We start from the raw sequence: 19,392 nt of genomic DNA on the forward strand, positions 1-19,392 counted from the left end.
TCATCATCGGGAGACGATATTTCGCTTGCCGGTCACAAATCCCGTAACAGGCCGCCCTTTGCGGCCGGCGCCGCATGAAATCGCTTCTGCGCCGAAAAATTTGGGCTTAGGAGTGTGGTTCCTACAGAGGAATGCCCCCCATGCCAGAATCATCGTCGGAATCATCAATCGTCACCGCCGCCATGCTCGCCATCGGCGACGAACTCCTGTCCGGCCGGACCAAGGACAAGAATATCGGCCATCTCGCCGATCTCCTGACACTCTCCGGCATCGACCTCAAGGAGGTCAGGATCGTGGCCGACGAGGAGGATGCGATCGTCGAGGCGCTGAATGCGCTGCGCGGCCGCTACGACTACGTCTTCACGTCGGGCGGCATCGGCCCGACCCATGACGACATTACGGCGGATGCCGTTTCCAGGGCTTTCGGCGTGCCGTGCATCCACGATCCGGACGCGATGAAGCTGCTCGGCGACATGTACAGGCGCCGTGAGATGGAGTTCACCGAAGCGCGCCAGCGCATGGCCCGCATGCCCGAGGGCGCGAGGCACATCCCGAACCCGGTCTCGACGGCGCCGGGCTTCATCATCGGCAATGTTCATGTCATGGCCGGCGTGCCGCAGGTCTTCCAGGCCATGGTCGACAACGTGCTGCCGACGCTGCGCTCGGGCGCGAAGATGCTGTCGCGGGCGCTCCCCTGCCCCTATGGCGAAGGCGATATCGGAACGCTGCTTGCCGCCGTCCAGAAGGCGCATCCCGAAACCAGCATCGGCTCCTATCCGAAATACGACGGCCGGCGTTTTTCGACGGAAATCGTCGTGCGCGCCCGCGATCCGCAGATCCTCGATGCGGCGGCGGAAGCCGTCGCCGCAATGATCGCCGGCATCGACCGGGAAAAGATCGCGACGAACCCGGCCGCCGACGCCTGACGATCGCGATCGGCGGCGCGCCTCCGGTACGCTCCTTGACCATGGTCAGGATGCGACCCACGTAATTATGGGAGACCGGTTCTGGAAAACCGGTTTCCGTGCCCGTGAGGAGACATCGCCATGGCTTACAAGACCATTCTTGCCGTTCTCGATACGCCTCAGAATGCCAGGCAGATCACCGATTTCGGGATCGCGCTTGCCGAACAGTTCTCCGCACATCTGATCGGCGTGCATGCCGAGACGCTCGCCGCCGTGCCGCTGATTGCGCCGATGGAAATACCCGATCCCGCCGCCGTGCAGGTCCTGCAGGAAGTGGCGCAGAAGGAAACGGTCGAGGTCGAACGGATCTTCAAGGAGCAGACCGCCCGCGAAGGCCTGTCGACCGAATGCCGGAGCTTCATGTCGTCGGCGGGCTACGGCTCCGTCTCGGTGATGGAGACCGCCCGCGCCGTCGATCTCATTCTCGCCAGCCAGAGCGATCCGGCGCATGCCGACCATCGCGCCGATCTCGAGACCTTTCTCTTCGACAGCGGCCGGCCGATGCTGCTTATCCCCTATACGATGAAGACGCCGCAGCCGATCAAGCGCGTGCTGATCGCCTGGAACGCCTCGCGGGAGGCCGCCCGCGCCACATTCGATTCGATGCCCTTCCTCAAGGCGGCCGACAGCGTCGAGGTGTTCTGCGTCGATCCGGGCGATCGCGGCGGCCAGACGCCGGAAGTGGCGGGCGCCGAGATCGCCGCCACGCTTGCCCGGCATGGGATCAACGTGACGCTGACCACCCGGGAAACCGCCGGTACGTCGGCTGCGGCCGCGATCGAGAACCGGCTTGCGGAAAACAGCGTCGATCTTCTGGTCATGGGCGGCTACGGCCATTCGCGCTGGTGGGAGATGCTGTTCGGCGGCGTCACCCGCAACCTGCTCGATTCGATGACGGCGCTGACGCTGCTGTCCCGCTAGCGGGCCTCGCCTGGCCCCGGCAGAGAGTGAGCCGGGCTCTGCCGAGGGCCGCATTGCCGGCTTGCTCCACAGAATACGTGCCGAGCGCTTCCGTACGCGCCGCCCGGCAAGGAGCGCGCATCGCGCACTCTGCCCTCATGAGAATCCCCGCGGCTTTGAACGTCCGGCCTTCCAGGGCGAACCGGAAACGAAGCTTCACGGCTTGACAGGGCGGCCTTGCCGATTAGACCTCCCGGCCAGTCGTTTTCTCTCTGGAGTGAAGCCGTGAAGTCACTGGCATCCATCTCGTCTTTTGTCGGCAAAACCTTTGCCGCGTGGGTCATCCTGTTTGCGGTTCTCGGGTTCTTCTTTCCCGACACGTTCAAGCAGATCGGTCCCTGGATCGTCACGCTGCTGTCGATCATCATGTTCGGCATGGGCCTGACGCTGTCCGTCGATGATTTCCGTGAAGTGGTGCGGCGTCCTTTCGACGTCATGATCGGCGTGCTCGGCCAGTTCATCATCATGCCGCTGCTGGCCGTGCTGCTCACGCGCATCATTCCGATGCCGCCGGAAGTCGCGGCCGGCGTCATCCTCGTCGGGTGCTGCCCCGGAGGCACGTCGTCCAACGTCATGACCTACCTGTCCAAGGGCGACGTTGCGCTCTCGGTCGCCTGCACCTCCGTCACGACGCTGGTCGCGCCGATCGTAACGCCATTTCTCGTCTGGTTGTTCGCCAGCCAGTATCTGCCGGTCGACGGCTGGGCGATGTTCATCAGCATCGTCAAGGTCGTCCTCGTACCGCTTGCCCTGGGTGCGGCGCTTCAGAAGCTGCTGCCCGGTGTCGTCAAGGCCGCGGTGCCGGCCCTGCCGCTGGTCAGCGTTATCGGCATCGTGCTGATCGTCGCGGCCGTCGTCGGCGCGTCGAAGGCTTCGATCGTTCAGTCGGGCTTGATGATCTTCGCCGTCGTCCTCCTCCACAATGGCCTCGGCTATCTGCTCGGCTTCTTCGCCGCCAAGGCGACCGGCCTCTCGCTCTCCAAGCGCAAGGCAATCGCCATCGAGGTGGGAATGCAGAATTCCGGCCTCGGCGCGGCCCTGGCGACCGCGTACTTCTCGCCGCTGGCCGCAGTACCCAGCGCCATCTTCAGCGTCTGGCACAATATCTCGGGCGCACTTCTCGCAAACTGGTTTTCAGGACGCGAGGAAGACGGTGACACGCTCGCTGAGAACAAGCTCGCCTGAGTCGAAACAGCCTTGCGCTTGCGACTGAATTGCCGCTATTAGCGAGAGCCAACGAAGCTCTCGCTACTGGCAAAAAACATGTCCCTTCCCGAAAAAGCCTTTCCCGTCTCCTGGGATCAGTTCCACCGCGATGCCCGCGCGCTTGCCTGGCGGCTTGCCGGCCTCGATCAGGAATTCCGCGCCATCGTCTGCATCACCCGCGGCGGCCTCGTGCCGGCGGCGATCATCTCGCGCGAACTCAACATCCGCCTGATCGAGACGGTCTGCATCGCCTCCTACCACGACTACGTCAACCAGGGGGACATGGCGCTGCTCAAGGGGATAGCGCCCGAGCTTGCCAAGGACGAAGGTGCGGGCGTCCTCGTCGTCGACGACCTCACCGACACCGGCAAGACGGCGTCGGAAGTGCGCGTCATGCTGCCGAAAGCGCATTTCGCCTGCGTCTACGCCAAGCCGAAGGGCGTGCCGACGGTCGACACATTCGTCACCGAGGTCAGCCAGGACACCTGGATCTACTTCCCCTGGGACATGGGCTTCACCTACCAGGAGCCGATCGCCAAGGGCACCAAGGGCTGATTCTCGAGGTTCGTCGCGACCGTCCGCCGCCGTCCAGAGCCCGCCCGGTCCGGCACCGGCGCGGGCTCGTCCATTACTGGTAGGCTTCGAATCCTGAAACGCCTCAATATGGTACGGCGGAATCTTCAAAATCCCGCTCAGCAAGGCGTCCGGATGCCGGCACTTGCAAAAAATATCGCGGCGGCCTCCCCGCGCGGGCTTCAAGCCGTCCTTGCAAGCGACTGAGATTCCAGCGCTATTTTTCATCCCCGTTATCCACAAGGCGAAAGCACAATATCTTGTGGTTATAAAAGCGTCGCAATCTACGCCTTGACGAATCTCTCCGGCCGTCCGACAGTGTTCCTTATGTTGCGGCGGCGACTGGACCGGAGATTACGAGGCCGGTTCTTTTTCGAGTGAAACGGATAGCGGACCTGCAGTCCGGCCTCTTGAGGGCCGCCTGCATGAGGGTCTCCGTGCGCGCTCGATTTTCGCCCCGAAACTGCGGCTGGGACTGGCGGAAAGATTCTGTTAATACTATATGTAGTAGTGTTGCAGCCGCACTCACCACAACATACGGGTAGACATCTCCGGATGCTTCACCTGGGATCGGAACACTCAACCGGCTGCGCGCGTCGACTCGTGTGGGCTGGAGCGGCACACCTTGCGCTCGCTTAACAGGGCGCCAAACTGACGAGGGACTAAGGCAATGCGCATCGAACGTCGTTTCACCAAGCCTGACACGGGCGCCTATGGCGGGATCGAATTCCGCAAGGCGGTCAGCGAGATCCGCAACCCGGACGGCTCCATCGTCTTCCGGCTGGCCGACATCGACGTGCCGGCGCAGTTCTCCCAGGTCGCGACCGACGTTCTCGCGCAGAAATATTTCCGCAAGGCCGGCGTCCCGAAGATCCTGAAGAAGGTCGAGGAAAACAACGTCCCCTCCTTCCTGTGGCGCTCCGTGGCAGACAAGGAAGCGATGAAGGCGCTGCCGAAGGAAGAGCAGTACGGCTCGGAAACCGATGCCCGCCAGGTCTTCACCCGTCTCGCCGGCACCTGGACCTACTGGGGCTGGAAGGGCGGCTATTTCTCTTCGGAAGAAGACGCCGCCGCCTTCATGGACGAGCTGGCCTATATGCTCGCCACCCAGCGCGTCGCCCCGAATTCCCCGCAGTGGTTCAACACCGGGCTTCATTGGGCCTATGGCATCGACGGCCCCGGCCAGGGTCATTTCTACATCGATCCGTTCACCGGAAAGCTGACGCAGTCGAAGTCGGCCTATGAGCATCCGCAGCCGCATGCCTGCTTCATCCAGTCGGTCGAGGACGACCTCGTCAACGAGGGCGGCATCATGGATCTCTGGGTCCGCGAGGCGCGCCTCTTCAAATACGGTTCCGGCACCGGCTCCAACTTCTCCATGCTGCGCGGCGAAGGCGAGAAGCTTTCCGGCGGCGGCCGTTCGTCGGGCCTGATGAGCTTCCTGAAGATCGGCGACCGCGCCGCCGGCGCCATCAAGTCGGGCGGCACGACGCGCCGCGCCGCCAAGATGGTCGTCGTCGACATCGACCATCCGGATATCGAGGAATACATCAACTGGAAGGTCAAGGAAGAGCAGAAGGTCGCGGCCCTCGTCACCGGCTCGAAGATCGTCGCCAGGCACCTAAAGGCGATCATGAAGGCCTGCGTCAATTGCGAGGCGGACGGCGAAGACTGCTTCGATCCAGCCAAGAACCCGGCCCTGAAGCGCGAAATCCGCGCCGCCAAGAAGGACCAGGTTCCGGAAAACTATGTCGGCCGCGTCATCCAGTTCGCCCGCCAGGGCTACAAGGACATGGAGTTCAAGACCTATGACACGGATTGGGATTCGGAAGCCTATCTCACCGTCTCCGGCCAGAACTCCAACAACTCCGTCTCGCTGAAGGACGATTTCCTGCGCGCCGTGGAAAACGACGGCGAGTGGAACCTCACCGCCCGCAAGGACGGCCGCGTCATGAAGACGCTGAAGGCTCGCGACCTCTGGGAGCAGATCTCCTACGCCGCCTGGGCGTCCGCCGATCCCGGCATCCACTTCAACACGACGATGAACGACTGGCACACGTCGCCGGCCGGCGGCCCGATCCGCGGCTCGAACCCGTGCTCGGAATACATGTTCCTCGACGATACGGCCTGCAACCTCGCCTCCATGAACCTGCTCGCCTTCAAGGATGCCGCCACCAAGCGCATCAATATCGGCGACTACGAGCATGCGACGCGGCTGTGGACAGTCGTTCTCGAAATCTCGGTCATGATGGCGCAGTTCCCGTCGCGCCGCATCGCCGAACTCTCCTACGAATACCGCACGCTCGGCCTCGGCTATGCCAATATCGGCGGCCTGCTGATGTCCTCCGGCATCCCCTACGATTCGGCCGAAGGCCGCGCCATCGCCGGCTCGCTCACCGCGATCATGACCGGCATTTCCTACGCCACCTCGGCGGAGATCGCCTCGGAGCTCGGGCCGTTCCCGAACTTCGCGCCGAACCGCGACAACATGCTGCGCGTCATCCGCAACCATCGCCGCGCCGCTTACGGCGAGTCCACCGGTTATGAGCAGCTCTCGGTCAACCCGGTCGCGCTCGTCCATTCCGACAACCCCGACCAGGACCTTGCAGCACACGCCAAGGCCGCCTGGGACAAGGCGCTCGAACTCGGCGAGAAGCACGGCTATCGCAACGCGCAGGTCTCGGTCATCGCGCCGACCGGCACGATCGGCCTCGTGATGGATTGCGACACGACCGGCATCGAGCCCGATTTCGCGCTCGTGAAGTTCAAGAAGCTCGCCGGCGGCGGCTATTTCAAGATCATCAATCGCGCCGTACCGGACGCGCTGCGCTCGCTCGGCTATTCCGAATCGCAGATCGCCGAGATCGAAGCCTATGCGGTCGGCCACGGCAACCTGAACCAGGCGCCCGGCATCAACCCGTCGACGCTGAAGGCCAAGGGCTTCACCGACGAGAAGATCGCGGCGGTCAACGCCGCGCTGAAGTCGGCCTTCGACATCAAGTTCGTCTTCAACCAGTGGACGCTCGGCGCCGACTTCCTGAAGGATACGCTGAAGGTCACCGACGAACAGCTTTCCGACATGAGCTTCAACCTGCTCGAGCACCTCGGCTTCGCCAAGAAGGACATCGAGGCCGCCAACATCCATGTCTGCGGCGCGATGACGCTGGAAGGCGCCCCCTTCCTCAAGGCCGAGCACCTGCCGGTCTTCGATTGCGCCAATCCCTGCGGCAAGATCGGCAAACGCTATCTCTCGGTCGAGAGCCATATCCGCATGATGGCGGCCGCCCAGCCCTTCATCTCGGGTGCGATCTCCAAGACGATCAACATGCCGAACGAGGCGACCGTGGAAGATTGCGGCGCCGCCTACATGCTCTCCTGGAAGCTCGCGCTGAAGGCGAACGCGCTCTATCGTGACGGTTCCAAGCTGTCGCAGCCGCTCAACGCCTCGCTGATCGACGACGAGGACGATGCGGACGACGCGATCGAGGAACTGGTGCAGGCTCCGACCGCCGCCCAGGCCGTGCAGATCACCGAAAAGATCGTCGAGCGCATCGTCGAGCGCGTCGTGCGCGAGCGCGAAAAGCTGCCGAACCGCCGCCAGGGCTATACCCAGAAGGCCAATGTCGGCGGACACAAGGTCTATCTGCGCACCGGCGAGTTCGGCGACGGCCGGCTCGGCGAGATCTTCATCGACATGCACAAGGAAGGTGCCGCCTTCCGTGCGATGATGAACAACTTCGCCATCGCCATCTCGCTCGGCCTGCAATACGGCGTGCCGCTGGAGGAATATGTGGAGGCCTTCACCTTCACCAAGTTCGAGCCGGCCGGCATCGTCACCGGCAACGACGCGATCAAGAACGCCACGTCGATCCTCGACTACGTGTTCCGCGAACTCGCCGTCTCCTATCTCGGCCGCCACGACCTCGCCCATGTCGACACGTCGGACTTCTCCAACACGGCGCTCGGCAAGGGCATCAAGGAAGGCAAGACCAACCTCGTCTCCACCGGCTGGACCCGCGGCTACAAGCCGACCCTGATCCAGGGCGGCCAAGCGGGCGGCCAGGCCGCCGGCGGTTCGGAAGCCAAGGGCGCCGCCACCGCCGCCCCTGCCCGCGCATCCGCCACGGTCACCTCGTTCACGGGCTCCGCGGCCCGCAAGCTGGAGCCGACGACGGCCATCTCCACCTCCGAAGTCGTCTCCTTCAAGCGCGACTATGAGGAACGGGCGAAGGAACTGGCCGAGGAGATCGCCGAAGAGATCCCGGAAGAGGTCGTATCCGAAGAGCAGCAGGCCGCCACCGCCCTCTTCTCCGACAAGGCCGCCGCCGACGCCGCTTCGGCCAAGGCGGAAGCCAAGAAGGTGGAGAACGAACGCCGCATGCGCTCGATCGCGCAAGGGTATACGGGCAACATGTGCTCCGAATGCCAGAACTTCACGATGGTGAGGAACGGCACCTGCGAGAAGTGCGACACATGCGGTGCGACGAGCGGATGCTCTTGATCTGGGGCATCGGCCAGCATCTTCTGAAACGGCAAAAGGCTCGGGGGTGGTTCCCCGAGCCTTTTGTTTTGCCTCTCGTACCCCTCTCCTGAGAAATCCGGCATTCAGCCTTGCGGCCAAGATGCTGATTTTTCTTCCTCTGCCGTAAGGGAAAGGTAGGCGGTGCGCCCCGGCACATTTCTTTCATTCGCCGCCGAAACCGACGGCGCCGCACACCCTTCCGGGCACGCGGCGCTGGTAATTCCCCAAGCTGAAAGGCTCTGTTGCCGGTCCTTGGAGGAGCCGGAACCCGGTTCAGAACCGATAGTTCACGCCGGCCTTGAGCGTCTGGTCGCGCACGTCGGTCCGCGAGGAAACGCCGCCGGAGGTGCTGCGGACGTTGTTGGTCATGGTGTAGTTGTATTCGAACCGGGCCGAAAGGTTGTCGGAGAGTTTCTGCTCCACGCCGGCGCCCACGACCCAGCCCGGCTTCCAGCCATCCGGGCCGTTGGTGCCCCGGTGGTCGCCGAAATCGGTGAGTGCGACACCGGCCGTGCCGTAGACGAGCGTGTCGTTGATGCCGACGCCGGCCTTGGCTTTCGCTGCGACGCGGCCCTGCTCCCTGATATTGCCGCCCGGCACGCGGCTTTTCACGTTGCCCAGATGCGAAGCTTCGATTTCCGCGCCGATGACGCCGGAATCGAGGTCCATGTTGTAGCCGCCGTGAACGCCGAGCACGAGGCCCTTGTCGCCGTCGAAGGGGTTCAGCTTGCGGGAGGACATGCCGAGATCGCCGCCCACATAGGCGCCGCCCCAGCCGGACGAGGGCGTGGAAGGCTCGTTATAGGAAGGCGGTTCGGAGTATGACGTCAGATCGGCTGCCCAGACGGGCGTGGTCGAGAAGGCGGCGATTACCGCCAGGGCGAAAGGCTTCACGTTCATGGTCATGCTTTACTCCGTACAGCGCCTGCGTCTCGCGTGAGCGCAGGCAATTACTCAGGTTACTCGGTTCGGCGTTGGTCCCGCCCATCCCTCGGACTTCCCGCACAGCGATCCCGCACCACAGGCGGGTTTCCTCTAACTTTCACGAATCCATAAACACTTCCTTAACCCGCCCGCCGGCGGACAAGAGGTCGCAGACGACGCCGGTCACGATCGCGCGAGCAGGTGCCGGGAAATCCGGTGGGCAACCGCTGCGCCGTGTCAGCCCCTCCGGCCCGCCAGCCCTCTTCCTCCCAGGGGAAGGGCAATTGCCTATGAGCAAAATCGCTGAGGCTTCTGTGAACTGACGAGGCAGCAGCGCGCTCTCCCCTTCTACCCAGCGGGGAGAAGGTGCCCGCAGGGCGGATGAGGGGGGCGAAGCCAAACTCCGGCGATGCGTTTGCCGCATGTGCACCCCCTCATCGCCTCGCTTTGCTCGGCACTTCTCCCCGCTGGGGAGAAGTGGGCGCAAGCCGAACTGGCTCGGTTCCTCCATATGCGATTGCCCCCGCCCGTGAAGGAGATCCCAAGCAGCGCGCTCTTCCCTTCTCCCCAGCGGGGAGAAGGTGCCCGCAGGACCGGATTAGGGGGGCGAAGCCACCATCGGTCGATGCCGCGCCTGCCGCGTGTGCACCCCCCTCATCGCCTCGCTTTGCTCGGCACTTCTCCCCGCTGGGGAGAAGAGGGAGAAAGCCGATCCCGCTCGGTTCTTCCATATGCGGCATGCCGAATAGCGCGCTTGTTCTTCTGAGGAAACCGCCGCCCCATCCGATCTCCCCCTTGTGGGGGAGATGCCCGGCAGGGCAGGGGGGGTGCGGCGACATCCCCGGCACTGATGGATAAAACGCAAACCCGCCTCAGCTCTATCAATCACTTGACCTCTTTCTCATCCCCGCCCTCCCGCCTCATGCCTACAATCCCCCCGTCCCGCATCGGATACACCGGAAGGCGTTCCGGCGAGGCGGGGCCGGCGCGGGTGTTGAGGGGAAGACGCAAAGCCTCAACCTCCGGGTTCGCGGAAAATGGTCTCCCTCCGGCGACACGGGGAGAGGTGACGGGCAGCGGACCGGCCCATCGTCTCTTGATGCCCGAAAGAGCGCGCCGGGCGTGCCTGTGCGGCACACAGGGTGGCCGAACGGATGGTTTCGCCGGACTTTTCTGTCCGTCCGCGTAAAGCGGAGAGTCCGGCGGCGGCGTCATGGATCGTTGGCGATAACTCGGTTCGCCCGGGGTCCATGCGGCATTCTCGGGTTTAACCCGAGGAGAACACCGTCCGGGAAGGCCAAGGCAGAGGGACCGAAGTCGCGGATAAAAACCGCCGAACGGGGCGCTGAGAGGTGTCACCTGTTAAACTAACATAAGAGGCAGCTTTCAGCGCCCCGTCCGAAACCATGACAAACCACGGATCAGAAGGATCGCGTGAACGATGACCTATGCCCTCCGCCCCCGCGCTCCAGCCCCCTCCCCGCATGCGGCACCAGGAGAGCCAGTGTGCCGCCAATCTCCTTCGCCGCTTGCGGCGAGACGTTGCCGCGCAGGGCGGACGAGAGGCGGCGTCCGGCAGTCAGGGAACTCCGACCTAGCGTTTCACCGCGCGGATATGCAGGAAGATCGGCGCGACGCGGGTATCGGCGACCACCGGCTCGGCAGCAGCAACCTCTTGCGAGGCCATCGGCTCGCCGAAGTCCTCGATGACGAGCCCCGCCTCGACGATCATCGACACCCAGGTCGACAGCGTGCGGTGGAAGCGCGGGATCGAGAACGGCGTGAGCTTCGCCCGCTCCTCTTCCGGGATGGACGAAAAGACCCAGCGCTCGATGCGGCCGTCGCTCTCGTCGAAATAATCGGCGACCTGGACGGCGACCGCCTCGCCCCGCTCGTCGCGGATGTTCCGCCGCGTCGGCGGCACGAAACAGGGATGCAGGATCGAGAACTGCAGGAAGCCGCCGGGCTTCAGCACGCGGTGGACGCCCTTCAGCACCTCGCGCTGGTCGGCCATGTCCATCATCGACATGAAGGCGGTGACGAAATCGAAGCTTGCGTCCGGAAAATCGATCCCCTGCCCGTCGCCGAGCACATAGGAAATGCCGAGCGGATCGCTCTCCTCCGTCTCGCGGGCGTAGCGGATGAAGGTCGGCGCGATGTCGAGGCCGGTCATCCTGGCGCCGAGCCTTGCGACGGCGCGGGTATTCGTCCCCTCCCCGCAGCCGAGGTCGAGGCCGTCAAGCCCCGCGACCGGCGGCAGCATCTCCAAAAAGGCCGGCGTGTTCAGCGCGTCCCGGTACTTGTCGTAGCCGGCCCGCGAATAGATCGTCCAGGTCTCGGCATTGCCTTCCCAATGGGCGGCGACATTTTTCGCGTCCATGCTCATGCTCCTCGCACTGGTGAAACGGGCGGCGAGCTATATCCGCGGTCGATGACAATGGGAAGACGGAAACGCCCTCCGGAGGCGGAATGTCCGGAGGGCGCGGAACGGAACCGGCAGGCGGGCCAGGAAGCCCGGGAAGCGGTTGCGGTGAATAGGCGGCTATATCGAGGAGATCGCGGCCGTCTATCCTCCGCGCGATCCGAAGCAGCCGGCCGGCGTCTATTGCAGCGTGCGGTAGGCGGTCTGCATGTCGGCCGGGGCGCCGGGGGCGGCGGCGAGCTGGTCGCCGTCGAGCCCGGTCGCGACGACCGAGACGCGGAACTTGCCGTCGAGATTGCGGTCGAAGATCGCGCCGACGACGATGTCGGCATCGTCCATGACCTCGTCGCGGATACGGCTTGCCGCTTCGTCCACCTCGAACAGCGTCATGTCGGAGCCACCGGAGATCGAGATCAGCACGCCCTTGGCGCCCTTCATGGAAATCTCGTCGAGCAGCGGATTGGCGATCGCAGCTTCCGCCGCGGTCAGCGCCCGGTGGTCGCCGGAGGCCTCGCCGGTCCCCATCATCGCCCGTCCCATACCCTTCATCACCGATTTCACGTCGGCGAAGTCGAGGTTGATCAGGCCTTCCTTGACGATCAGGTCGGTGATGCAGCCGACGCCGGAAAAGAGCACCCGGTCGGCGGTCATGAAGGCGTCGGCGAAAGTGGTCTTGGCATCGGCGATACGGAAGAGATTCTGGTTCGGGATGACGATGACGGTATCGGCGGCGCGGCGCAGTTCCTCGATGCCGGCCTCGGCCGTCTTCATGCGCCGGTTGCCTTCGAAGGTGAAGGGTTTGGTCACGACGCCGACCGTCAGGATGCCGGCATTGCGGGCGGCCTGCGCGATCACCGGAGCCGCCCCCGTCCCCGTGCCGCCGCCCATGCCGGCGGTGACGAAACACATATGCGAGCCGGAGAGATGATCCATGATCTCGTCGATCGATTCCTCCGCCGCCGCGCGCCCGACATCGGGAAGCGAGCCGGCGCCGAGGCCTTCGGTCACATGGGCGCCGAGCTGGATGCGGCGGGATGCCTTGGACGTCGCAAGCACCTGCGCGTCCGTGTTCGCGGCGATGAAATCGACGCCTTCGAGATTTTCGGAGATCATGTTGTTGATGGCGTTGCCGCCGCCGCCGCCGACCCCGATCACGGTGATCTTCGGCCGCATTTCGGTGATCTGGAATTTCTTGCCGTCCGTCATCGCAATCTCCTTGGCATCGGCTCCCGCCGGCGGGCCGCCCCACCGGCCGCCCGAATCAGTCGTTATTTTAGCTGGGCAAGAAGGCAGAGGCTTGGCGAAAGAACAAGACCCGGCACGGGGTGTGATCCGGCGAGGAAATTTTCCACAGGTCGCAGGGAACCTTTTTCGGACACAGCTATTGGATGAAGTTGATCACAAAAGAGAGAGGAGCACTGCGTATCATGCCCACGTCTGCCGCACGCACGTCCGTGGCTTCGCCGGACGAACATATACTCACCGTGCAGGAGGCGCTTGAGCCGCTTTTCCTGGCGCTCGAAGAAGAAGCCGAAGTGAAGATGATCGCCGCCGCCGTGAGAGCCGGCTGGTCCGTCGAAGACGCCGTGGCCGCGATCGACGAACTGCGCCGCGCGGAGCTGCTGCCCGGTCGCCGGACGCATTGATCCATCACAAAAACTCGTTCGCCTCACCGTCCAAGATGCCCTAAGTCTACCGCGTCGCACAAGAAGCGGAGACGAGGACATCATGACGATCAGGAATATCTGCATCTATGGTGCTGGCGCGCTCGGCGGCACGTTTGCCGCAAAGATCGCGAGCAGGCTTGGCGAAGAGGTGAACGTGTCCGCCGTGGCGCGCGGCGCGCATCTGGCGGCGATCCGCGACAAGGGGCTGACGGTCGTCAGGCAAGGCGAGGAGGCGCCGCTCAACGTGCGGCTTTCCGCGACCGGCGACCCGTCCGAACTGCCGAAGCAGGATCTGGTGATCACCGGCCTCAAGGGCCATCAGCTCGCCGATGCGGCCGAAGGGCTCGCCAGCCTCCTGAAGGACGGCACCCGCGTGTTGATGATCCTGAACGGTATCCCGTGGTGGTATTTCCACCGGGATCACGAAAGCGGCCATGCGGAACGCCAGGTCCCCGAGCTCGATCCCGAAGGCAAGCTGTGGCAGCTCGTCGGCCCCGAACGGGTGATCGGCTGCGTCGCCTATCAGGGCGGCGAAGTGATCGAGCCCGGCACGGTGCGCCTCAGCGGCGACGGCCGCTTCTTCCTCGGTGAACCGTCCGGCGAACTCTCGCGGGACCTCGTCTCGATCGCCGACCTTCTCGGCCGCACCGGCCTCAACGTCATCCCCACCCAGCGCATCCGCGACGCGATCTGGCTCAAGCTGATGGGCAACGCCGCCTACAATCCCATCAGCGCGCTGACCCGCGGCCGCATGAACTCCATCATGGAGAACCGCCTCCTGGCCGAGCAGGTGGGCAAGGTGATGGCGGAAACCAAGGCGGTCGGCGAGGCGCTCGGCGCCGTCTTCGGCAGCGGTGTTGAAGAGGAACTCAACCGGTCCGCCGGTTTCGGCCCCGTCAGGACTTCGATGCTGCAGGACCTCATCGCCGGCAAGCCGCTGGAGATCGTTCCGCTCACCGGCATGGTGGTGGCGCTCGGCAAGCTGAAGGGCGTCCCGACGCCCACCTGCGAAACGGTGCTCGCGCTCGCCACCCAGCTCGATCGGGAAAATCTCAGGGATCGCTAAAGGTGCGGCATGACGGCAACTCACATGAATCCCAAAGTCGACGACTGCTTGAGCAAAGTCGAGAAGTGGCGGGAAGAATTCGAGAGATTGAGAGCGATCATTCTCGACTGCGGGCTTACGGAAGAGCTGAAATGGGGCTGGCCCTGCTACACGCTGGACAAGGCCAACATCGTGCTGATGCACGGATTCAAGGAGTATTGCGCACTTCTGTTTTTCAAGGGCGCGCTGATGAAGGACACGAACGGCATCCTCGTCCAGCAGACCGAGAATGTGCAGGCAGGGCGGCAGATCCGGTTTGCCGGCGCCCATGAAATTGCCCAGATGGAACCCATCCTGAAAGCCTATATCCGGGAAGCCGTCGAGGTGGAAAAAGCCGGCCTGAAAATGGAGTTCAGAAAGACCTCGGAATTTGCGATGCCCGAGGAATTTCAAGCGAAGCTCAATGAAATCCCCGCCTTGAAAACGGCCTTCGAGGCTCTGACGCCCGGGCGGCAAAGAGCCTACCTCCTCCATTTTTCCTCGGCCAAGCAGTCCAGGACGCGGGAAGCCCGCATCGAGAAATGCATGCCACGCATCTTGGACGGAAAAGGGTTGGACGACTAACCTGCCGTTTCGAGACCAAGGTGGCGATCTTCTCAGGCAAACTTCTCTGATTTAGAATCAGGAAATTCTCTCAAGCCACTGAAATAGAACGATGCCGGCTCGGCCGGCATCGTTCCAGGCAGATCGTCACTTCTTCACCTGCTCCGCCCAGCTCGGGGCATTGCTCTTGCCGTCCAGGAACGGCAGCGCCGCGGCGACCAGAGCCGGAGAGGCAAAGGCTTCGTAATGGGTGAGATCGGGCAGGATCGCCAGCCGGTTCTTCGGCATGTTCTCGCGCATCCAGCCGGCATCCTTCAGGCCGCCGCCGAGCTTCTGGTAGAATTCGACGATATGCTCCGGGCGGACCATGTCGCTGTCGCCGAAGACCAGCATGACCGGCATGGTCAGCTTGGCGACCGCGCCCGAAAAATCGTAGTCGCGGCGCATCAGGTCGCCCATCGCGTCGAGCAGCCGCGGGAACTCGGAGACATCCGGCGCCACCGCCTTGTAGGAGAGGAACATCGGGGTATCCTTCATCATCTCCGCGAGGCCGGCGTTTACCGCCTCCTGCTGCGGGATCATCTCGGGATAGAACCCGCTTCTGGCAAAGGGCGCCGAGGCGATGACGAGCCGCCGCACCTTTTCCGGCGCCTGGGCGGCCATCTGCAGCGCAACGCCGCCGCCCATGGAATAGCCCAGCACGTCGACCTCGTCATAGCCGAGTTCGGAGACGACCTTGCCCATGTCGGCGCCCATCGCCTCCAGCGTGATCGGGCGCGAGCCGAGCGGCGTGCGGCCATGGCCCTGGAGATCGACGCCGATCACCTGGCGGTGTTCGGTCAGCGCCGGCAGGATCGGCGCAAACATGTCGATCGAGCCGAGACCGCCGTGCAGCAGCAGGAGCGGCTCGCCCTCGCCGCGGATCTCGTAATAATAGCTGATGCCGCCTGCCTCGACGCGGCCTTTCTTCGACGGCTCGGCGGCGATGGCCTGCGGCGCTGCGGCCTTGGGCTCCTGTGCTTCGGCGACAGCAGAAACGATCGATGCGGCAACGGCGGCGATCGCGGCGGCGAACATCTTGACGGACATGACTTCCTCCTCGGTGGATCGGTTGGTGATGCTCCAAGGACGACGGATCCCAGGCGGAACCGACAGGCACCCCGAAATTTCCTGCCGCAAAAGAAAAGTCCCGCCGCGAGGAGCCGGCGGGACATCGAGTTAGGAGGTCAAATATTATTATTGTGCGGCGGCTGCAGGGGACGAAAGCCGCCAGGTTGAACCCGGGCGCGGCACGGTTTGTGTGCCGGCGCCGAATACGAAGTTCACGGAACTAACACTTGGGTAACCGCAAGGTTCCACCATTCGTTAAGGACGCGTGGTTAGATTGATGGACTTTCAAGCAGGCAGCAATGAGGCAGGAATGGCCGCCCCGAATTTTCGTTTTACCCACTACGATCTGAAACCGCAGCGCGCGGGGACGACGATCGAGGTGACGTTGAACGCGGTCAACAACGTACGGCTGATGACGGCCGTCAACTTCCAGCGCTTCACCGAACTGCTCGATTTCAAATATGTCGGCGGCGTCGCCAAACGGTCGCCGGTCCGGCTGGTGATCCCGGAAAACGGCCACTGGCATCTCATCGTTGACATGGAAGGCCATCACGGGCTTGCGGAATCCTCCGTCAAGCTGATCGGCGCACCGGCCGGCATATCGGACCAGAAGCGGGCCTCCTGAGCGCCCTGCCCCCGCGGCCGGCGTCACTGCCCATGCCGCTCCTTGCGAAGCTTGGCCCACCAGTCGAGCCGTTTCCTGATTTCGCGCTCGAAACCGCGCTCCGGCGGGTCGTAGAAGGTCTGCCGGCCCATCTTTTCGGGAAAGTAATCCTGGCCTGAAAACGCGTCCGGCTCGTCGTGGTCGTAGCGATAGCCCTCGCCATATCCCTCGCCCTTCATCAGCTTGGTGGGGGCATTGAGGATGTGCTTGGGCGGAAGAAGCGAGCCGTTTTCCTTTGCCGCCCGCGTCGCCGCCTTGAAGGCGGTGTAGACCGCATTGGATTTCGGAGCGGTCGCCAGATAGACGCAGGCCTCGGCCAGCGCCAGCTCGCCCTCCGGCGAGCCGAGATAGTCGTAGGCGTCCTTGGCGGCGTTGCAGATGACCAGCGCCTGCGGATCGGCAAGGCCGATATCCTCCACCGCCATGCGCACCAGCCGGCGGCCGAGATAAAGCGGGTCCTCGCCGGCATCGAACATGCGGGCGAGATAATAAAGCGCGGCATCGGGATCGGAACCGCGCACCGACTTGTGGAGCGCCGAGATCAGATTGTAATGACCGTCCTGCGCTTTGTCATAGACAGGCGCGCGGCGCTGGACGATCTGGGTGAGGCCCGCCGTATCGAAGACCTCGCCTTCGCGCGCCGCACGCCAGACCTCTTCCGCCAAGGTCAGCACCGCGCGGCCGTCGCCGTCCGCCATGCGGACGAGGTTCGCACGCGCATCGGCATCGAGCGGCAGCGGCTTGCCTTCGGCCTGTTCGGCCCGCTGCAGCAGTTCCTCCAGGCTCCGTTCGTCATGCGGCCGGAAGGTCAGCACCCGGGCACGCGACAGAAGAGCGGCATTGAGCTCGAAGCTCGGGTTTTCCGTCGTAGCGCCGACGAGGATGACCGTGCCGTCCTCCATGACCGGAAGGAAACTGTCCTGCTGGGCGCGGTTGAAGCGGTGGATCTCGTCGACGAAGAGCAGCGTCTGGCGGCCGTCCATACGGCGCAGGCGGGCCGCCTCGAAGACCTTCTTCAGGTCCGCGACGCCGGAGAAGATCGCCGAAATCTGCTCGAAGGCAAGGCCCGCCTCGCCGGACAGGAGCCGCGCCACCGTCGTCTTGCCGGTCCCGGGCGGTCCCCAGAAGATCATCGAGCCCAGCGAGCCCGAAGCGATCATTCGTCTCAATGCCCCGTCCTCGCCGGTCAGATGCTCCTGGCCGGTGACTTCGGCGAGCGTCTTCGGGCGCAGCCGGTCGGCCAGCGGCCGCCTGTTGGCGACCTCTTCCGGGACCTGCGGGGCAAAGAGATCATCGCTCATCGAAAGAACTGCCTGATGCGCTGGCCGTCGCGTTCGATCTCGACCCTCCAGAAGCCCGGATCGTCGTCCAGCATGGCTTCCAGCGCCTTGGTCGTGGTGACCGTCGTGCCGTTCAGCGAGATGACGATATCCCGCGGCTCGAAACCGTAACGGGCAGCGGGCGAACCGCGCGCCACGTCGGTGACCACGACGCCGGCCTTCTCGGCGGGCATGCGCAGCTCGGTGGCGAGCTTCGGCGAAAGGTTGGCGACATGCAGGCCCGCGAAGGGATTGCGCCCCTCGAGCATGCGTTCGTCCCGCGGCGTCGTCTCCGGCGCGGTGTCGAGCGCGATCGTGACCTGCCGTTCGCCGTCGTTCGTCTGCACCGTCAGCGCCGCCTGCTTGCCGAGGCCGGCCGTCGTCAGCCGGTAGCCCAATGCGTCCGGGTGTTCCACCGCGATGCCGTTGACCGCCGTCACCACCTCGCCCGGCTTCAGTCCCGCCCGATCGGCAGGCCCGCCCTCGACGACGCGCACGACGAGCGCGCCGCGGGCGGTCTTCAGGCCCAGCGCCTCGGCCACGTCAGAGGTCACGGCATCGAAGGTCGCGCCGACATAGGGCCGTTCGAATGTCGTCTTGCCTTCGGAGGCGGCCGCCAGGAAGACCTTCACGAGATTGGAGGGGATCGCAAAACCGATGCCGTTCGAGCCGCCGCCGCGCGAGAAGATCGCCGTGTTGATGCCGATCAGCTCGCCGTTCATGTTCATCAGCGCGCCGCCGGAATTGCCGGGGTTGATGGACGCGTCCGTCTGGATGAAGAAGCCGAAATCGCCGGACGTCACCTGGTTGCGGGCAAGCGCCGAGACGATGCCGCTCGTCACCGTCTGGCCGACGCCGAACGGGTTGCCGATCGCCAGCACGAGATCCCCCACCTCGATGCGGTCGGAATCGCCCACCGGCAGGACCGGAAAGTGTTCCTTGGCCTTGATGCGCAGCACCGCGAGATCGACCCTCTCGTCCTTCAGCACGACGTCGCAGGGGAATTCGCGCCCATCGGCCAGCGCGATCTTGATGTCGTCGGCTCCCTGAATGACGTGGTTGTTGGTGACCACGAGGCCGTCATCGGAGAGGATGACGCCGGAGCCCAGCGATGATTGCTTCTCCGTGCGGTTCGGCATGCGCTGACCGAAGAACTGCTCGAAGAACGGATCGCCCGCGAAGGGATTGAGCCTTTGCACGACGCGCTCGGCATAGACGTTCACCACGGCGCCGGTCGTCTGCTTCACCAGCGGCGCAAACGAGAGCTGCATCTCCTGCCGGCTCTGCGGCACCGCCTTGTTCTCCTGCGCCACAGCCGCCGCGGGCATCAGAAGGGCAAGGGCCAGAAGACCGGTCGACACGCGTTTCAGCACGCTCAGCATATGATTCCTCTTTGCTAAATCCGGAACGAT

At 64.1% G+C, this 19,392-nt stretch carries 15 protein-coding genes; 9 read left to right on the top strand and 6 right to left on the bottom strand.

Features of this window, described 5'->3' with window-relative positions:
- Positions 1-140 precede the first annotated feature (140 nt).
- The 5 genes from QTA58_RS23505 to QTA58_RS23525 all read left to right on the top strand — a co-directional run bounded on the left by QTA58_RS23505 (position 141) and on the right by QTA58_RS23525 (position 8,205).
- On the top strand, positions 141-926 hold the full coding sequence (locus QTA58_RS23505) for a competence/damage-inducible protein A (protein ID WP_289671121.1): 786 nt from the start codon (positions 141-143) through the stop codon (positions 924-926).
- A gap of 120 nt (positions 927-1,046) precedes the next feature.
- Positions 1,047-1,886 carry a universal stress protein gene (locus QTA58_RS23510; protein WP_085423178.1) on the top strand — a complete coding sequence of 280 codons (840 nt, stop codon included), beginning with the start codon at positions 1,047-1,049 and terminating at the stop codon, positions 1,884-1,886.
- 264 nt (positions 1,887-2,150) lie between these two features.
- Positions 2,151-3,110, top strand: a complete 960-nt coding sequence (locus QTA58_RS23515) for a bile acid:sodium symporter family protein (RefSeq protein WP_289671122.1) — start codon at positions 2,151-2,153, stop codon at positions 3,108-3,110.
- 78 nt (positions 3,111-3,188) lie between these two features.
- The gene (gpt, locus tag QTA58_RS23520; protein ID WP_085423176.1) at positions 3,189-3,686 is read left to right on the top strand and encodes a xanthine phosphoribosyltransferase; all 498 of its coding nucleotides are present in this window, start codon (positions 3,189-3,191) and stop codon (positions 3,684-3,686) included.
- A 688-nt stretch (positions 3,687-4,374) separates the two neighbouring features.
- The gene (locus tag QTA58_RS23525; RefSeq protein WP_289671123.1) at positions 4,375-8,205 is read left to right on the top strand and encodes a vitamin B12-dependent ribonucleotide reductase; all 3,831 of its coding nucleotides are present in this window, start codon (positions 4,375-4,377) and stop codon (positions 8,203-8,205) included.
- Positions 8,206-8,499: 294 nt separating this feature from the next.
- Here the strand turns inward: QTA58_RS23525 and QTA58_RS23530 are convergent, their stop codons facing one another.
- The 3 genes from QTA58_RS23530 to ftsZ all read right to left on the bottom strand — a co-directional run bounded on the left by QTA58_RS23530 (position 8,500) and on the right by ftsZ (position 12,778).
- Positions 8,500-9,132 carry an outer membrane protein gene (locus QTA58_RS23530; RefSeq protein ID WP_289671124.1) on the bottom strand — a complete coding sequence of 211 codons (633 nt, stop codon included), beginning with the start codon at positions 9,130-9,132 and terminating at the stop codon, positions 8,500-8,502.
- 1,612 nt (positions 9,133-10,744) lie between these two features.
- Complete coding sequence (locus tag QTA58_RS23535; RefSeq protein ID WP_289671125.1) at positions 10,745-11,530, bottom strand: class I SAM-dependent methyltransferase; 786 nt, start codon at positions 11,528-11,530, stop codon at positions 10,745-10,747.
- Positions 11,531-11,752: 222 nt separating this feature from the next.
- Positions 11,753-12,778, bottom strand: coding sequence for a cell division protein FtsZ (gene ftsZ, locus QTA58_RS23540; protein ID WP_085423171.1), 1,026 nt, complete (start codon positions 12,776-12,778; stop codon positions 11,753-11,755).
- Positions 12,779-12,999: 221 nt separating this feature from the next.
- On the opposite strand from ftsZ, the gene QTA58_RS23545 reads away from it, so the two are divergent.
- The 3 genes from QTA58_RS23545 (at position 13,000) to QTA58_RS23555 (ending at position 14,908) form a co-directional block, all read left to right on the top strand.
- Entirely contained in the window at positions 13,000-13,218 is a 219-nt protein-coding gene (locus QTA58_RS23545; RefSeq protein WP_085423453.1) for a hypothetical protein, read from the top strand.
- A gap of 82 nt (positions 13,219-13,300) precedes the next feature.
- The gene (locus tag QTA58_RS23550) at positions 13,301-14,305 is read left to right on the top strand and encodes a 2-dehydropantoate 2-reductase (RefSeq protein WP_289671126.1); all 1,005 of its coding nucleotides are present in this window, start codon (positions 13,301-13,303) and stop codon (positions 14,303-14,305) included.
- A 24-nt stretch (positions 14,306-14,329) separates the two neighbouring features.
- On the top strand, positions 14,330-14,908 hold the full coding sequence (locus tag QTA58_RS23555; RefSeq protein ID WP_289671127.1) for a YdeI/OmpD-associated family protein: 579 nt from the start codon (positions 14,330-14,332) through the stop codon (positions 14,906-14,908).
- 126 nt (positions 14,909-15,034) lie between these two features.
- On the opposite strand, the gene QTA58_RS23560 is transcribed toward QTA58_RS23555, so the two are convergent.
- A complete protein-coding gene (locus tag QTA58_RS23560; RefSeq protein WP_289671128.1) occupies positions 15,035-15,976 on the bottom strand; it encodes an alpha/beta hydrolase in 942 nt (313 codons plus the stop codon).
- 331 nt (positions 15,977-16,307) lie between these two features.
- On the opposite strand from QTA58_RS23560, the gene QTA58_RS23565 reads away from it, so the two are divergent.
- Positions 16,308-16,622, top strand: coding sequence for a DUF1883 domain-containing protein (locus QTA58_RS23565; RefSeq protein ID WP_085423168.1), 315 nt, complete (start codon positions 16,308-16,310; stop codon positions 16,620-16,622).
- Between the two features lie 23 nt (positions 16,623-16,645).
- Here QTA58_RS23565 and QTA58_RS23570 read toward each other — a convergent pair whose 3' ends face one another.
- Complete coding sequence (locus QTA58_RS23570) at positions 16,646-17,962, bottom strand: replication-associated recombination protein A (protein WP_289671129.1); 1,317 nt, start codon at positions 17,960-17,962, stop codon at positions 16,646-16,648.
- Complete coding sequence (locus QTA58_RS23575; RefSeq protein ID WP_085423166.1) at positions 17,959-19,362, bottom strand: DegQ family serine endoprotease; 1,404 nt, start codon at positions 19,360-19,362, stop codon at positions 17,959-17,961. The genes QTA58_RS23570 and QTA58_RS23575 overlap by 4 nt, the downstream gene beginning before the upstream one ends.
- Positions 19,363-19,392: the final 30 nt, after the last annotated feature.

It is taken from the genome of Neorhizobium sp. CSC1952, assembly GCF_030378245.1.
Classification (GTDB): Bacteria; Pseudomonadota; Alphaproteobacteria; order Rhizobiales; family Rhizobiaceae; genus Neorhizobium; species Neorhizobium oryzae_A.

Bases quoted from the DNA above. Each gene is read 5' to 3' on its own strand.
- QTA58_RS23525 (WP_289671123.1), top strand. From the start codon at position 4,375: ATGCGCATCGAACGTCGTTTCACCAAGCCTGACACGGGCGCCTATGGC.
- QTA58_RS23575 (WP_085423166.1), bottom strand. From the start codon at position 19,362: ATGCTGAGCGTGCTGAAACGCGTGTCGACCGGTCTTCTGGCCCTTGCC.
- QTA58_RS23530 (WP_289671124.1), bottom strand. From the start codon at position 9,132: ATGACCATGAACGTGAAGCCTTTCGCCCTGGCGGTAATCGCCGCCTTC.
- QTA58_RS23560 (WP_289671128.1), bottom strand. From the start codon at position 15,976: ATGTCCGTCAAGATGTTCGCCGCCGCGATCGCCGCCGTTGCCGCATCG.
- QTA58_RS23535 (WP_289671125.1), bottom strand. From the start codon at position 11,530: ATGGACGCGAAAAATGTCGCCGCCCATTGGGAAGGCAATGCCGAGACC.
- QTA58_RS23550 (WP_289671126.1), top strand. From the start codon at position 13,301: ATGACGATCAGGAATATCTGCATCTATGGTGCTGGCGCGCTCGGCGGC.
- QTA58_RS23565 (WP_085423168.1), top strand. From the start codon at position 16,308: ATGGCCGCCCCGAATTTTCGTTTTACCCACTACGATCTGAAACCGCAG.
- QTA58_RS23555 (WP_289671127.1), top strand. From the start codon at position 14,330: ATGAATCCCAAAGTCGACGACTGCTTGAGCAAAGTCGAGAAGTGGCGG.
- gpt (WP_085423176.1), top strand. From the start codon at position 3,189: ATGTCCCTTCCCGAAAAAGCCTTTCCCGTCTCCTGGGATCAGTTCCAC.
- QTA58_RS23570 (WP_289671129.1), bottom strand. From the start codon at position 17,962: ATGAGCGATGATCTCTTTGCCCCGCAGGTCCCGGAAGAGGTCGCCAAC.
- QTA58_RS23545 (WP_085423453.1), top strand. From the start codon at position 13,000: ATGCCCACGTCTGCCGCACGCACGTCCGTGGCTTCGCCGGACGAACAT.
- ftsZ (WP_085423171.1), bottom strand. From the start codon at position 12,778: ATGACGGACGGCAAGAAATTCCAGATCACCGAAATGCGGCCGAAGATC.
- QTA58_RS23510 (WP_085423178.1), top strand. From the start codon at position 1,047: ATGGCTTACAAGACCATTCTTGCCGTTCTCGATACGCCTCAGAATGCC.
- QTA58_RS23505 (WP_289671121.1), top strand. From the start codon at position 141: ATGCCAGAATCATCGTCGGAATCATCAATCGTCACCGCCGCCATGCTC.